This window comes from Turneriella parva DSM 21527 (genome assembly GCF_000266885.1).
In the GTDB taxonomy this organism is placed as follows: domain Bacteria; phylum Spirochaetota; class Leptospiria; order Turneriellales; family Turneriellaceae; genus Turneriella; species Turneriella parva.
Genome location: NC_018020.1, coordinates 2,975,378 through 2,991,504, shown reverse-complemented (window position 1 = coordinate 2,991,504; position 16,127 = coordinate 2,975,378). Strand labels below are relative to the sequence as shown.

Genomic DNA, 16,127 nt, shown 5'->3' with positions numbered 1-16,127 from the left:
CCCCCTTTTAAGAACAACCTGTTGTCGCTCCGCACGTTTCGCACTTCAGGCACGAGCCGTTGCGTACCAGAGTCATCGAGCTGCACTCAGGGCATGAAGTACCTTCATAACCTTTTATGCGGGCTTCTTGAATCTGGTTTGCACTCACCTTGACCTGCAGTCCTGAACGCGTTGTGGTTTTACCCACGCTAATCGCCGGCTCTGGATTGCCGATGGGTTCAACAAGATCAGTCAGCTCTTCTTCATCGATAACTTCATCTTTCGTCGTGGTTTGGTCTACGACAAGCGCCTCAGGTGATACATGCGCCAGATCGTTGCGATCGAGGTACGTAATCGCCAGTTCACGGAATATGAAGTCCATGACCGATGTTGCCATCTTGACGCGGTCATGCCCCTGCACCACTCCGTTTGGTTCGAACTTGGTGAAGACAAACGCCTCGACAAATTCTTCAAGCGGCACACCGTATTGCAGGCCGAGAGAGACGGCGATTGCAAAGCCGTTCATGAGTGAACGGAAAGCTGCGCCTTCTTTGTGCATGTCGAGAAAAATTTCGCCAAGTGAACCGTCTTCGTATTCGCCGGTTCTGAGGTAAACCTTGTGGCCCCCGATCACCGCTTTCTGCGTATAGCCTGAACGGCGGCCTGGCAGACGGCGGCGTTCAGCCATTTTACGGACGATAATTTTTTCGACGATTTTCTCCGCAACCTGCTGCGCCTTGAGCGCCGCCGGTGCAGAAACGAGTTCTTCAACTTCAGATTCTTCGAGGCTTTCAAAAATATTTTCGCTCACGCTTGAAAGCGGCTGCGAAAGTTTCGATCCGTCACGATAAAGCGCATTCGCCTTGATCATGAGCTTCCACGAGGCCATGTAAGCCTGTTTGACGTCTTCTACCGTCGCTTCGTAAGGCATGTTGATCGTTTTTGAAATTGCGCCGCTGATAAAAGGCTGCGCTGCCGCCATCACGTTGAGGTGGGCCTGGTAAGGTATAAACCGCTTACCACGACGACCGCACTTGTTGGCGCAGTCAAATACCGGCAGGTGCTCGTCTTTCAAGAACGGAGCACCTTCGATCATCATGGTACCGCAGATCGCTTCGTTTGCCTGCATGACCTGTTCTGCCGTGAACCCGAGGTGTTGCAGCAGGTTAAAATCTGGCCGCTCAAAAACCTCTTTGGGAATTTTGAGCTGGTTCAGCAAGAACGACTCGCCGACCACATAGCGGTTGAATACATAGTTGATATCAAAGGCAGTCGGCAGCGACTCTTCAACCGTATCGAGCACTTCGTCGGTGAAGCCGCGCAGCTTCAGATTCTCGCGGTTCACATGAGGCGCGCCGGCAAAGGTCGCGCTGCCCACGACGTACTCGATGATTTTCGTAATCTGGTCTTTACCGTAGCCCAGGTGTTCGAGCGCCTGCGGAACCGACTTATTGATAATCTTGAAATAGCCGCCACCCGCGAGCTTCTTAAACTTCACGAGCGCGAAATCGGGTTCAATACCGGTTGTGTCGCAGTCCATCAAAAGACCGATCGTACCCGTAGGCGCGATCACTGTCGTCTGTGCATTGCGGTAGCCGTGCTTTTCACCGAGAGTGAGCGCGTCATCCCATGCGGTTTTGGCGTCTTTGATCAGGTAATCGGGGCAGAACTTGCCGTTGATGCCCATCGGGAAAATGCTGAGACCTTCGTACTCACTGTCGGGGCTGTTGTACGCAGCGCGGCGGTGGTTACGAATAACGCGCAGCATGTGCTCGCGGTTTTTCTCAAAACCCGGAAACGGCCCGAGCTCTGAGGCGAGCTCGGCCGAAGTCTTGTAACTGACGCCGGTCAGAATCGCCGTGACAGCGCCCGTAATTGCGTTTGCCTGCGCCGAGTTGTACGGAATTCCCGAAACCATGAGCCAGGTGCCGAGGTTGGCGTAGCCGAGGCCCAGCGTACGAAACTTATAAGAAAGTTCGGCGATGCGCTGCGACGGAAACTGCGCCATGAGCACTGAAATTTCGAGTACAACCGTCCAGATGCGGATTGCATGCTTATACGCTTCTACGTCGAGGCGGTTTTTCGCCGCATCGTAGAACTTCATCATGTTCAGTGATGCGAGATTGCAGGCCGTGTCGTCGAGAAACATGTACTCGCTGCAAGGGTTTGACGCATTGATGCGGCCGTCTTCAGGGCAGGTGTGCCATTCGTTGATTGTCGTATCGAACTGCAGGCCCGGGTCTGCGCAAGACCAGGCAGCATACGAGAGACGCTCGAACAGATCGCGCGCCGGCATCGTCTTGTGAACCTTGCCATCGATACGGCGTACGAGCTCCCAATCTTTATTTTCTTCTACTGCCTTAAGAAATGCATTCGAAAGGCGAAGCGAGTTATTCGAATTCTGGCCAGCAACCGTGAGGTATGCCTTTGATGTCCAGTCGGTATCGTACTCTTCAAAGTCGATTTCGGTAAAGCCCTGGCGCGCCAGGTGAATAATACGCTGCACATAGCTGTCGGGCACGTTTGCAGCGCGTGCCTTTTTCAGCGCGAGCGCCAGATTTTTATTCTGCTTTGGGTCAAGCAGCGAAGGTTGTTTCACGCAGCCATTGACCGCGCCAAAAACCTCGTTGATAACCTTGCGGATTGCCTTCGAACCTGCGACCAGACTCGCGACTTTAGCTTCTTCTGTGACTTTCCAGTCGATGAACTGCTCGACATCGGGGTGATCGATGTCAAGGCAGACCATTTTCGCCGCGCGGCGCGTGGTGCCTCCCGACTTGATCGCACCGGCGGCTGTGTCGCCGATTTTGAGAAAGCTCATGAGTCCCGAACTCTTGCCGCCGCCCGAAAGGCGCTCGTTCTCACCGCGCAGCGCCGAAAAGTTAGACCCGGTGCCTGAACCATATTTAAAGAGGCGCGCTTCACGCACCCACAGATCCATGATGCCGCCGGCGTTGACGAGATCGTCGTCGACTGCCTGAATAAAGCACGCATGCGGCTGCGGGTGTTCGTACGATGATTTTGATTTCACGAGTTTACCCGTGACCGGGTCGATGTAGAAGTGCCCCTGAGAAGGGCCATCAACGCCGTATGCCCAGTGCAGGCCGGTGTTAAACCATTGCGGCGAATTCGGCGCCGCCATCTGGTTCATCAGCATATAGCAGAGCTCGTCATAGAATGCACGCGCGTCTTCTTCAGTGGTGAAATAGTTGTGCTTATAGCCCCAGTAAGTCCAGGTGCCGGCAAGGCGGTGCATCACCTGCTTCGCCGACATTTCACGCGTGTAGCGCTCTTCTTTGGGGAACTTGGCGAGCTGCTCTTCGTCAGCCTCTTGGCGGCGCAGCCAATCGGGAATATTTTCTTCAGCAACGGGTTTCAGCGCGCGCGGCACCCCTGCTTTGCGAAAATATTTCTGCGCCATAATGTCGGTCGCGACATTGGACCATGACGACGGAACCTCCACCTCATTGGCTTCGAAAGCAACCGAGCCGTCGGTATTCGTGATTTTCGATGTACGTTTCTCAAAAATAATATCTGAATAAATGTCTTTTCCCTTTTGTGTAAAGTGGCGCGCGATTTTCATAAGTGGTTCTCCCCCAAGATAATAAAGGCGGGCATCGCCCGCCGCTTTATCTCAGGGCCACAAATAATGTTATGTCACATTACGTCAATCCTGATCAGAAAAAGGAGAGAAAAAGCGGCAAAGTATTTCGCACAAATCCACATATGGCGCGATGCACAAAAGGCGATTGATGGTTTATTAGCTAACTTTCCTCCTTAATTTATGATTGAACGGCTGATTGAGAGCTATATGCCGACGCTCAAGGCTCTGGTCGCCGTTTTTCGCGGTGCTCATTGCTGCCTTTTAGAGACGAAATGAAACCACTCAAACCCCCGCGCGCACCGCTGCGCCGCCAGACCGACTACCTGCTGCCGCACGACTCACGCTGGTCACGCTTCAAACTATCGGTCGTCAGATTCTTGATGCGCCGCTTTGGCGTACCGCACGACGCGACCGACATGATTCGCTCAGCGATGAAACTCGGCAACCCGACCAAGACCGAATGGCCCGCTGAAACGCTGCCGATGAACTCGCGCCTTTTTGCCTCAGGTTTCTGGAACTACAGCTTTTTTCAGTTTAACCGAAAGTTTTTGCCGCCGCTTTGGGCAGTCGAACAATACAACCCCGAATCTGAATCGTTTCTGCCGCGCTCGCACAACATTCTCTCGATGAACCAGACGCAGCGCAACTGGGTCGGCATTGGTTTTCCGGGCCGGTCGATCGAAGCGTCGGTTGACATGGCGGGCGCGCTGATGGTTTTTCCCGGCTCGTATACCGTTGAATTTGCCACGGTTGAAGGTGGCCGCGTTATTCGTCCGCAAAACCGCTCGGCCGAGGTGAAGCTCGTGCTCAAAGGGCCTGAGCGAGTACACTGTACCTGGCGCGGCATCGCGGTTGAATATATCGCAACCGAGCACGGCGTCCGCGTCAGAGCGTCGGGCAACAAGCCGGTGCTCATCGCCATCAGACCTTTTAACTTCGAGGGCCCCGCTCTGCTCTATCGCCTTGCATTCGCAGAGAAAAAAAAGCATCTGAGCGGCGGCGCCGACCTGACGTTTGACAAATCACCCGACTTCAGTCTCGTCTCAGACTGGAAAAACGGCGACGCCCTGCGCCGCATCGGTCCACTCGTGCGCAGGTTGCGCAACGGCAAACAGCACAGCCATGAGCGGCACTCTGCGAAAGACGCGATCGGGCTCACAACTGCAGCATTTTACTTCGCACGCGCCGACAACTGCGAAGCCGAAATTGCCGATCACCAGCACGATGCTTTGCCCGCGCCGCTGAAAGGCAAAAGCGCGAAACACATTATCAGTGAATATTTCGAGAACTCGCTGAGCGCCGAACTTCCCGGTGAATACAGCGAATGGCTCGCCCATGCCAAGAACCATCTGATCGCGCTGTGGGATTTCGACTCGATCAAACCCGGCAGCTACACCTACCACCACTTCTGGATTCGCGACGCGGTGATCATGATGTATGCCCTATTGCTCATGGGCGCCAAGAAAGCAGTGAAGCCGATTATCGAACGCTTCACCGGCATGGTGCGCTCATCGGGTCTTTTCGAATCACAGACCGGCGAATGGGATGCCAACGGCCAGGCATTGTGGATTCTCGCACAGTACGTGCGCTATACGCATGATTCGAGTATCATTCTGCGCATGAAAGGCCAGATTGAAAAGATGATCAGCTGGATTGAGAAATCTGCAGGTCAATACGGCGGGGTGCTGCCGCCGGGCTTCAGCGCCGAGCACCTTGGCCCCGCCGACTGGTATCTGTGGGACAACTTCTGGGCGCTCGGCGGCCTGAAAAAGATCGCGCCTTTTCTGAAGCCGATCGGTCTTGAAGAGCGGGCGCTGAAGCAGCACGACCGCCTCGCCGGCTCGCTCAACCGCTACCTCGCCGAATATTCGTATCTGCCGGCGGCCCTCGGCCGCGGCAAAGACGCCGGCATGATTGGCTCTATCGCCGCTGCCTACCCGTTGCAGGTTGCGGAGTTCTGTGACAGCCGCATGCTGCGCACGCTCGACCTGATACGCGATAACTATTTTTTCAAAGGCTGCTTTTTTCAGGATAACATCCATTCAGGGCTGAACCCCTACCTGACATTGCAGATGGCCGAGAGTTACCTTTACCTCGGCCGCACGCGGCAGGCGAGGCAGATCGTGCGCAGCATCAAAGACCGCGCGCAAAAAGCATATACGTTTCCCGAGGCGATTCACGTGCGCACCGGCGGCGGCTGCATGGGCGACGGCTTTCACGGGTGGGCCTCAGCAGAATCGCTGATTCTGATTCGTAACCTGATTGCACGCGAGGTCGTGCTGGCCGATGGCAGCGAGGCGATTGTGTGGCTCAGCGGTTTCAGGGAAAAATGGCTGAAGCAAAAGATCTCTGCGACCAATATCTACACGCCATGGTCGGTAGCCTCGGCCTCGCTGCAAGAGGGTCTGCTCGAAATCGGCGGAATTTCAAATTCAGCCAAGCAGATTGTTTCTGTGCCTGCAGGCACTTTGGTCATGGGAGCAGACAATAGCTCACCCCTGCCGCGGGTGTCGCATGAAATTATTGGCCGCTCGGTCTCTGCCGAACGCGACTATTTTCTGATCGACAACCACAAACATTCAGCCAGAGTTCGTATTGTTTTGCCGACCACTGCATAGCAATGAAAATTCTGAAGCGCATACGCAACGCAGCCTGGTGGCTGTGTGAAGACACCACAAAGCCCGTAGCGCGCATCTTCAACGTGACTATGATGCTGCTGATTCTGGCATCAATTCTTTCTTGGCTTCTCGATACCGACAAAGACCTTTCGGCCCGTTTTGGTCACATCTTTCGTCTTGTCGAAAACGTCGCGATGGTTGCTTTTGTCGCCGAATATCTGCTGAGGCTCATTGCGTTTGACGGCAACGTCATTCGCTTTATCTTCAAACCTTTCTCGATTATCGACGCATTAGCAATTCTGCCCTATTTTCTGACAGGTTCAGGCGATACCGCAGTTCTCAGAATTCTGCGTCTGTTCAGAATTTTTCGTATTGTAAAGCTGGCCCGCTATTCAGAAGCGCTGCACCGCCTGGTTGAAGTTTTCAAAATGAACCGGTCTGTGCTTGCTGCCTTCGTCTTTGTGATCTTCGTGATTCTGGTATTGTCGGCATCGCTCATGCATACCCTCGAACCAGAACGTTTCGGGCAAATGTCCGACGCCCTGTGGTGGTCGATTGTGACGCTGACCACTGTGGGTTATGGCGATATCGTGCCCGCCACCGTAACGGGCAAAATTATTGCAGGCATTCTGATGATATTTGGCATCGGCATTATTGCGCTACCGACGGGTGTTCTGGGTGCCTCGATGACAAAACTGATGCTTGAAGCCAAAACGCGCAACCAGATCGTATGCAACCGTTGCGGCGAACAGAACCATTACGCCGATTCGCGCTTTTGCCACCGCTGCGGCGAACGGGTACAGAAGATTTCTGAATCCTCATCTGCTGCGATGCAAAATAGCGAGGCAACTTCAAAAGACCTGTGAAGCTGATCACTGCCTTTTTGCCGTCGCAGTGCTGTGCGGTTAACCTCGCGTTTGAAGAAAGTTTTTTTGCGGCTGTGAAACCGGCCAGCACCGCCTATCTGGTTTTTTATGAGAACAGAGAGGCAATCGTGCTCGGCAAATCCCTGACCCTCGATGAAGAGGTTTGCCTGCACAAGCGGGTACCCAATGTCTACCGCCGCATCTCAGGTGGTGGCACTGTCTTGCACACTGCGGGCAACCTTAACTATGCGCTCTTTTTGTCGCTCGACGACTACCCCGAACTCTTCAACGTCTCGCTGTCTTACGACCAACTGCTCACCGCCATCGCGGCAGCAATCGGCAAAAACGTCGCCGTCCGCGGCTACTCTGATCTGGGTTACGGTGTTCGGGGCGATGTGCGCAAGTTCTCGGGTAATGCGCAATGCCGCAAACGCGGCTGGCTAATGCTGCACGGCACACTCGTCTATGCCAAACAGGCATTGCGGCAAATTCCATGGTATCTGAAAATGCCACCCAAACAACCTGCGTACCGGGCGGGCCGCCCGCATCGTGAATTTATGACCAATGTGCTGCCCTGCTATAGCCGGGCCAAGCTGATGCACAACCTGCGCCTGGGGCTCGCACGCCATTTCGGCGCTTCGCTGGTCGCGACTGAGGCAAAAAATCTGCCCGGCTATTCGGTACTGAATGCCCCTTTTCAGCCCGAATACAAACACAGTTAAGGCACCATGATCTCTAGCCGGGGGTGCGCGCAACTGCGGAATAATTCGACGCGCGCATGGGTCTAAATGGCGGGCAACGAAAAAAACACTATCGTCCTGCTCGGTGCCGGGCTTTTGCAGATTCCGTTCATGCAGGCCGCGCGCGAGCTGGGCTTCAGGGTTCTGGCGCTCGACCAGAACCATGCTGCGGTGGGTCGCGAAACGGCCTCTGAATTTCTGCACGTGCAGATCGCCGATGCCGATGCGGTCATCGCAGCGCTCAAACCATTCGCCGGGCAGCTGGCGTTCGTAACAACCGTCGCAACCGATTTTTCCCACATCGTCGGCTGCGTCAACGACGCGCTGCAACTTCCCGGGCTGACGACAAAGCAAGGTGAAGTTCTGACACACAAGGGTAAGATGCGCGATTTCTGCAAGGCACATGGACATCTGCACCCGCCCTATACCTTTTCTGAATCGAAAGACGAACTCGCCGCCTTTATGCGGGCGAATCACTGCGCCGATGGGTTTGTGATCAAGCCCGTGCAGAATATGGGTGCGCGCGGCGTGATGCTCATAAAGAACGCCGACGACCTGGCCTACGCATTCGAGTTTTCAGCGGCCGCCGCCGGGCCCAATGCGCAGAATGCACAGGTCATCGTCGAGCATTTTGTACCCGCGCGCGAAATTTCAGTCGATGCGCTCTGCTTCGAAGGTCGTGTGATGCTGACGGGCGTAGCCGATCGCCTGATAGAGATCAAAGACGCGCACTTCTTTATCGAGAATGGCCACACTTTGCCTGCAGATATAAAGCCCCAGAATTTCGATACCATTCGTGAAACACTGCAGCGCTACGCAGACTCTCTCTCGGCACTGTCGGGAAAAGCATACCACGGCGCCCTGAAGGGCGACCTGCGGCTCACGGCGTCCGGCGAAATTGTAATCGGAGAAATCGCCGGCAGACTGTCGGGTGGTTTCATGAGCACGCACACCTACCCCGCAGCGCACGGCAAGAACCTGATGCAGCTGTTCATAAGGCTTATGATGTTTGACCGTAGCATCATGGCGCCTGCGGGCGAAGACACTGCAACGCAGGCAATTGCGATTGAACGCTCGCTCTACGCCGAACCCGGTGAGCTGGCTGGCATCAAATCACGTGCCGAACTCGATGCGCTGCAGGCAGAATACAAAGAGCGCGGATTAATTCTGGTTCACGGCAATTACCGCAGCGGCGATAGCGTGCAGAATTTGCAGAACAATATCGGCAAGGTTTACCATACGGTGATACGCTCGCAAACGCTCGCCGCAGCCGAAGCGTTGTTTGCTGAAATCAAACCGAAACTCGCATTCGCGAGCAAAACGCCCGATTACAACGCGCGCGCGATGGCCAAGATTGCACGCGAGAATTTTAACAACAGCTTCTGTTGGGTCTGCAAAGTCTGCGATGGCGGCTATTGCGCTTCGGGCGTGCCCGGCATGGGCGCGCGCGGCGAAATGAACACGTTTCGGGATAACGTGCAGGCACTCGCTGAGTACAAAATTGTACCAGGTTATTTATCCTCAAGTTCGAATGTCGCAGAGGTCGATACGACGCTGAAACTTTTCGGGCGTGACGCGCTCACTCTCGCGGCACCCATTTTGTCGGCACCGATCACCGGCAGCGTCACGAATATGGGCGGCTCGATTACTGAGTTCGACTACGCGATCGAAACGGGCAGCGCGATGGCGTCGCTCGGCCTCATGCCCACCTTTGGCGACGGCGCCTCTGCCGACAAATACCGTGTCGGTCTGCACGCGATCGAACTTATCGGACGCGGGTTTCCGGTTTTTAAGCCGCGCACCGATCAACAAGAACTGCTGCGTCGCATCGCCGAAGCCGAACGCGCCGGCGCGGTTGCGTGGGGAATCGACATCGACGGCGTTTCATTCAAGACCATGGTGCTCAAGAATGCCGCAACGTCGCGCAAGACACCGGCTGAACTTAAAGAACTTGTGCGGGCGACGAAACTGCCGGCAGTTATCAAGGGTGTCATGTCGATTGCAGACGCCGAAGCGGCCGCCGCAGCCGGTGCTGCCGCGATTGTCGTGAGCAACCATGGCGGACGCGTGCTTGACGGCATGCCCGGTACGGCACGCGTGCTGCCAGCTATCAGCGCATGGGTGAAACAACATGCAGGCCAGATGCAGGTATTCGCCGATGGCGGCATTCGTTCAGGCGCCGATATATTTCGTATGCTCGCGCTCGGTGCTGACGCGGTGCTCATCGGCAGGCCCATCGCAATCATGGCGGTAGGTCTAGGGCGCGTCGGAGTGCAGAGCCTCATGAACCACTATATCGCAGAGCTGAGGCAGACGATGCGCGTTCTGGGTATTTCACGGCTCGAAGAAATACGCCCGAATCATGTTACCAGGTTAGTTTGAAATACTATTTGACGCCCGCCTGTATGCGCCTGAGATTAACGTGGCGTGCGGCGTTTTACCTCACATGCGATCTGGGTGCTTCTACCCCTGTTCACGCTGAACTATTGCTCCGCGAATTTCGGTTTTGGCGACCCGGGCCTCGGCGACGGCCGTGAACGCTTTTCAGTCTTTTATTCTGAACCTGGCAAAGACCAGGACACCATGATCGACCGCAAGGTCGATGACGAGCTCGTGCGGCTGATCGACGGCGCCGAGCGCTATATGTACTTCTCGGTTTACAACTTCAACAAAACGTCGGTGGTTCAGGCCGTCTTGCGCGCGTTTCAGCGCAACATCGACGTGCGAGTTGTGGGCGACATCGACGAGTTCTACACGAGTGGCTACCAGACGATGTACCACAGCAACATCAACATGACGCTAGGTAATGCAAACGGCATTCAGCACAATAAATTCGCCGTGGTCGACGACAAATATGTCTTCATGGGTACCGGCAATATTTCTGAGACAGACATGGTGCGCAACAATAACAACTGGTATATAATTCAGAACGATGCCCTGGTAAAACTTTATAAAGATGAATTCTTGCAGATGCACAACGGGCTTTTCGCCTCACAAAAGCGGCAGCGCGCCGCATCCACAACGATTATTCTGAATAACTCGCCGCTCGAAGTCTATTTTTCACCCTATCAGGGTGACGAAGCGATGGACCGGATAATTGCGCTGGTCGAATCGGCGACAACCAGCATTCACTACATGATCTTTGCGCACACGCACGACGAACTGAATGCCGCGATGATCAAGATGGCGCGGCAGAGGGGAATTCCCGTTTACGGCATTCACGATTCGACATTCGTCTCGGGCGTTTCAGAAGAAGCGCCGAAAATATATTCGGCAGGCTTTAACAACAGCGGTACCCTGCAGGCAACCGGCCCTTTCATAAGATGGGACGGCAACGAGAACACCTCGATCAAGAACAACCCTGCCCACGGCGGCAAGATGCACTGCAAAACGGTGCTCGTCGATGCCGGTACACCCAATGCGCGCATGGCAACCGGATCTTTCAACTGGTCGAATAATGCAATCAACAACAACGACGAAAATGTTATCATCGTAAACCAGGCGCGCGTCGTGAATACCATCTACGAACAGTTTAAGGGCGCATGGGGTATCGCGAACGACATGGCGCTTCGGGTTCGCCTGCGGGGTCATACTGCGGCAGCAGGTGATGTCATTATTTCAGAGGTTGGCTGGGCAGGTTCTTCAGACGGCAGTTCGGTCGACCGCGGCGACGACTTCATAGAAATCTTCAACAACACCAACAACCCGATCGACCTCTCGCATTGGGCGATACAGTGGGGTACGAACGACAAACGTAACCTATACCCGGTGCCCGACAGCCATAACTGGTACTATGAAAATTTGGAGTCGTGTGGGGTTGCGGGTTATACGACCGCGTTGCCGAACATCATCTGTGCGGGTCAGGTTCGCCTCTTTTACAATAAGAAACCTTCTGCCTTTGCAGAGACTGGCGCTGATGAAGTAATTACCTATAATGACCAAGGCGCAGAAATCAACAGCTCCACCGGCGGTTCGCTTTCAACCGAACACTTTAAATTTTCGGGCACAAAGAACTTCAAGATTTCGGACGCGAGTTTCAAGATCAGGCTCTACGACAAGGCGATGAACCTCATAGACGAGGCCGGCGACGGCGAAAAGGCGCCAGCGGGGGCAATTGTCGATTACCCGACAGGTGGCACCTTCTCAACCTATTCAATGGAGAGGCGGGGATATAACAGCGGCACGCAGCGTTTCACCACACAGCAGTCTGGGCGGCTGCAATCGGCATGGTTCACACACCCCGCTGCGCAGCCATATACCTGCTCGAGCAGACAAGATTACAGCGCGAGCGCGCCACCCGACGGCTGCCTTTCGAAATCTGCTCAGACATTTTCGTCTGCCGGTTACATCTATACGGCCGAAGCGAACCCACAGATCAAGAAGGTGCAGGCCATTTCAACGAGCCAGATTCGCGTGACGTTTGACGGAAATGTTTCGGGCGCTGCTGGCCCCAATAATTGTCTCAGCACGGGGGCAATAACCATTCGAGAAACTGAAGACCCCAGCAGCCTGTGCCCAACACCAGGTATTTCGAGCCATTCAGCCGGAGCTAATAGTTCAGAAGTCATTTTAACCTTGGCAAGTGCGGCAATGGTCTCCCCCACTTGCCGCTACAGCATCGGGGCAAATGCAACCTGCCTCGATTCTGCCGGCAGACGCGTGGGACTAATCATGGCCGTCGCGACAGCGGGCGGCGTTTCTACGTCCTTGGATGGTGGCACGTCGTTCACAAACCGAACCACAGCAAATGGTCTTGGCGCCAATACAATTGTTTCAATAAACCGCGTGGGCGCAACAGACACAGATTTAAACAGCACAGTCTTTGCTGCGACTGCCAGCGGACTTGGCATCTCCGTCAACGGAACTTTAACCTTCAGCAACCTGACTGCCGGTGCTGGTCGGTTGAGCAGTAATAATGTTCGCATGGCCGATGCATGGGGTAATTATTATTATGTTGCGACCGATGCCGGCCTGAGCATTTCTTCTAACGCGGGCGCAACCTATGCATTGAGCACAACCACGTCTGGTTTTGGTTCAAACGATATTCGCGCAGTGCGCACATACGGCAGTCAGGTCTTTGTCGCTACCGCCAATGGTCTTGGAATCTCCACAAACTACGGTTCATCGTTTATTAATCAAACTACTGCAAACGGTCTTGGCAGCAATGATGTGCGAAGCATCGCCTTTTCCGGCAATCGGTTTTTTGCGGCCACTGCTGCTGGCCTCGGCGTTTCGATAGATGGTGGCACTAGCTTTTCAAACCGCACAACCGCAAGCGGATTGGGTAGCAACGATGTTCAGAACGTGCATGTCTCTGGAAATCTTGTCTTGGCTGCAACCACAGGTGGCATTTCAATATCAACCGATGGGGGAACCACTTTCACAAATCGGTCAACTGCAAATGGATTAGCGAGTAATAATGTTCGAAGCGTCTCTTCTGTCGGCGATACAATTTTAGCAGCCACTGCCGCTGGCCTTGCGGTTTCAACCAATGGCGGCACTAGTTTTACGAACCGCACCACCAGCGACGGCTTGGGTAGCAACGACGTGACAGGTGTCACAACATCGGGCGAACTGCACCTGAACGGCTATACATCCTCATTAGCGACGGCGATAATTAACGAAGTGCGCGTCACCGGCACGCAGACTGCTGCGCCGTTTGGCGACAAAGATTGGGTTGAGGTCAAGGCCACAAGTAACGGCTCGCTGCGCGGATTAAAACTGTATTACTATAACGACGAAGATCTGAGACTCGTATACGAACTCGGCGATATCTATGCAACGACGGGTTCAATCGTGGCGATCGGTATTGCGCAGGGTTCGTTCGTGCAGGGCGATCGCACCAGCGGCACGCTCGCCTACCCGCTCGCGATTCAGCTGCGCGACACGACGGGTTTTGATGCAACCGATGGCACGTTCATTTTGACGTATTGCGCAACAGGGGAAAATGACACTGTCGACACGACGCGCGCTGAATGCAATCTTGCTTACAAGGGCATACAAGACACTCTGGTCTACACCAATCGCGATGGCACGCTCACCAAAGGCATGGTGCAGGGGCCGCTGTCGCATTTCTATTATAACCTGCAGTCTTTCTGGCCGATCAGCGAGAGGCCGATATTCGGATTAAACGACCGAACGATACAGCTCGCGGGGGCATGTGTTGCCGCCGACAGCACAACGGCAGAAAATACCGCGTACCTGTGCACGAACTCTGGGGGGGGCGTCAGCCGCGCAGCCGCAGATCTCGGGACGATTCGTAACGCGGGTAAATCCGCATGGAAAAACTACACGGCGAGCACGGCAGCGGCCCCCGCCGCGCTTTCGCCTGCGGCGGCAAACACCGCCTGGTAAATAAACACTTGTTTACTCTTAAATTGGCACAGGCGAGGCCTCGCGAGCCATTTTCATATGGTTAAGTATGCTCGTGCGCGCCGCATTGTTTCTATTGCTCGCCCTGCCGGTTTTCGCTGGTGAGGGTGGGGTATCGTACCAGATAGCCGGCAAGAGCTACACGCTCACCGGTGCACAGGCGGCGCTGGTGAAGCGCCACGGCAAGCTGCAGCTCGTGATTGGCGTGAAAGACCAGGCTGCGCGCAGCCAGCTTGCGATTACCGCAGAACTCGACGGTAACAGCCTCGAGGCGCCGGTCGACCTCAGTTCTGCTTTTTCGGCTGTGTCGGCGGTGATCGTCAATGCGCAGGGCATCTACAGCGTGGCACCACATGTGACTCTCGCGCGCGATGAATTTATGCGCTATACGAAAAAAGAAGAAATCGAGACCAACGAAACAGAGCTAGACCCCGACGACAGGTCTTTCGAAGACCGCAAAGAGTGCGGCAACGGTATGACAGATGCATGCCTGCGCGCCCGGCATGGAAACGGTCGCCGGCGCAAGAAAGTGCGCGTGCGGTATGTGCAGCACAGGCCCACCTGGGTCGGCAAGAGCCGGCAGCAGCGCATCGACACCGGCGACGGCATCATGCGTGAAGAAAAATACCGCGATACCTCTTTTATGGTGCGGCTGACACCGGTGCACGTGAATGGCAAACTTGTCAGACTCGACGGTACGTTTGCGGGCGTGCTGATCTATAACGAAGGCATGAAACCCGGTACGCGCATTCCGCTGCAGAACGGACAATTCTCAGTTCGCGTTGAAAATCCGAAATAGTTTCAATTAGAGGTGTCGTGGTTGCGCCGCAACCACGACTGCAGAAGTTTATTCGCCGCGACCGGGCGTGACTTCTTTGTAACCGAAGATGACGCTGAGGGTTTTGAAATCCCACTTACCGTCGCGCCTGAGTGACTTGCTGAGCGTGTGCGCGCAGCGTTTTGCATTCGCAGGAAACTTCACGATCATATCACCCTTGCCCGAATTGGCGCGCAAGAACGGCCAGATTTTGGCAGGCGTCTTCGCGCACATCGCAGTCATGTCATAGGTCACGCGCTTATTGGTCATGTCCATAACGTTGGCAGTGGTGCCGAGAGCCTTGTTGTAGCGCGCCGGCAGCAGCACAAAACGTTTCTCTTCGGCTTTCATCGCGGCGAAGATCGCGCGCGCCGAAGCCACCGTGGTCGTGAGATTATTCAGATCGCGTATCACGAAACCCCAGACATCACCGGTCTGTTCGAGCGAATTTTTGATGTGCGGGCCGATCATATCCTGTTCGATAACATCTTTGATCGATGCGCTCTGGTCGGGCTCTGAAAAAGCCCCCTGGCGCAGGTCGAGAGAAAGCCACGCCTCTTGCTTGTATTCTTCGATCTGTGACGACAGCTCTTTTGCGCCATCAGCCGCTTTGAGGCCAAAGGTCAGCGGTACACCCAGCGTCTGCCAGGCGGTAAGTTCGTCTGCGGTTGCAAGGTTGTCGACGTAGACAGCAATGCGCGCCGGTGGTTTTACAGAACCCCAGAGCGCGCCCTGGCTGGTGACGTGCAGGCGCACATAAATAGCCTTGATGCGGTTGCCGTCGCGGCGATCAAAACGGTACCAATAGTGACCGGTCGTGCCGCGCACATCGTACGATTCTTTGCGAAACTGAAAGCCCTTCTTAAAGAGGTAGTCGAGTACCTTGTCGCGCTCGGCAGAGGTATACTCGGCATTGCAGGCTATCGAGATGACGGGTTCTTCGAATTTGCTGGTGAGTTCGGCGGCGCAGGCTTTTTCTTCCCACAGGCCCGCCATTTCGTTGCCTAAAAGGGCATAGTCGTCGCCCGATGATTCTTCGGCTGAATCGGCATCGGCCGCGCTCACAGAGAACAGGGCGGCGATACAGACGAAGACGAATGCGGTGAAAAATTTACGTTGCGTTATCATGGT

General features: G+C 54.9%; 8 protein-coding genes. 6 read left to right on the top strand and 2 right to left on the bottom strand.

All coding sequences use genetic code 11. The annotated features are described in order from the left end of the window. Positions 1-7: 7 nt before the first annotated feature. Positions 8-3,562, bottom strand: a complete 3,555-nt coding sequence (locus TURPA_RS14255; RefSeq protein ID WP_014804007.1) for a vitamin B12-dependent ribonucleotide reductase — start codon at positions 3,560-3,562, stop codon at positions 8-10. A 293-nt stretch (positions 3,563-3,855) separates the two neighbouring features. On the opposite strand from TURPA_RS14255, the gene TURPA_RS14245 reads away from it, so the two are divergent. The 6 genes from TURPA_RS14245 (at position 3,856) to TURPA_RS14220 (ending at position 14,978) form a co-directional block, all read left to right on the top strand. Beyond that, a complete protein-coding gene (locus tag TURPA_RS14245; protein ID WP_014804006.1) occupies positions 3,856-6,201 on the top strand; it encodes a glucosidase family protein in 2,346 nt (781 codons plus the stop codon). Between the two features lie 2 nt (positions 6,202-6,203). Then, positions 6,204-7,067, top strand: a complete 864-nt coding sequence (locus TURPA_RS14240) for an ion transporter (protein WP_014804005.1) — start codon at positions 6,204-6,206, stop codon at positions 7,065-7,067. Beyond that, a complete protein-coding gene (locus tag TURPA_RS22070; RefSeq protein WP_014804004.1) occupies positions 7,064-7,789 on the top strand; it encodes a lipoate--protein ligase family protein in 726 nt (241 codons plus the stop codon). The genes TURPA_RS14240 and TURPA_RS22070 overlap by 4 nt, the downstream gene beginning before the upstream one ends. Before the next feature lie 66 nt (positions 7,790-7,855). Further along, positions 7,856-10,189 carry an alpha-hydroxy-acid oxidizing protein gene (locus tag TURPA_RS14230; protein WP_014804003.1) on the top strand — a complete coding sequence of 778 codons (2,334 nt, stop codon included), beginning with the start codon at positions 7,856-7,858 and terminating at the stop codon, positions 10,187-10,189. Between the two features lie 45 nt (positions 10,190-10,234). After that, complete coding sequence (locus tag TURPA_RS14225; protein WP_014804002.1) at positions 10,235-14,161, top strand: phospholipase D-like domain-containing protein; 3,927 nt, start codon at positions 10,235-10,237, stop codon at positions 14,159-14,161. A 67-nt stretch (positions 14,162-14,228) separates the two neighbouring features. Beyond that, entirely contained in the window at positions 14,229-14,978 is a 750-nt protein-coding gene (locus TURPA_RS14220) for a hypothetical protein (RefSeq protein ID WP_014804001.1), read from the top strand. Between the two features lie 48 nt (positions 14,979-15,026). On the opposite strand, the gene TURPA_RS14215 is transcribed toward TURPA_RS14220, so the two are convergent. Next, positions 15,027-16,124: a hypothetical protein gene (locus TURPA_RS14215; protein WP_014804000.1), complete on the bottom strand. Its 1,098-nt coding sequence runs from the start codon at positions 16,122-16,124 to the stop codon at positions 15,027-15,029. Between the last annotated feature and the right edge of the window lie 3 nt (positions 16,125-16,127).

Bases quoted from the DNA above. Each gene is read 5' to 3' on its own strand.
- TURPA_RS14245 (WP_014804006.1), top strand. From the start codon at position 3,856: ATGAAACCACTCAAACCCCCGCGCGCACCGCTGCGCCGCCAGACCGAC.
- TURPA_RS14255 (WP_014804007.1), bottom strand. From the start codon at position 3,562: ATGAAAATCGCGCGCCACTTTACACAAAAGGGAAAAGACATTTATTCA.
- TURPA_RS14240 (WP_014804005.1), top strand. From the start codon at position 6,204: ATGAAAATTCTGAAGCGCATACGCAACGCAGCCTGGTGGCTGTGTGAA.
- TURPA_RS14230 (WP_014804003.1), top strand. From the start codon at position 7,856: ATGGCGGGCAACGAAAAAAACACTATCGTCCTGCTCGGTGCCGGGCTT.
- TURPA_RS14215 (WP_014804000.1), bottom strand. From the start codon at position 16,124: ATGATAACGCAACGTAAATTTTTCACCGCATTCGTCTTCGTCTGTATC.
- TURPA_RS14220 (WP_014804001.1), top strand. From the start codon at position 14,229: ATGCTCGTGCGCGCCGCATTGTTTCTATTGCTCGCCCTGCCGGTTTTC.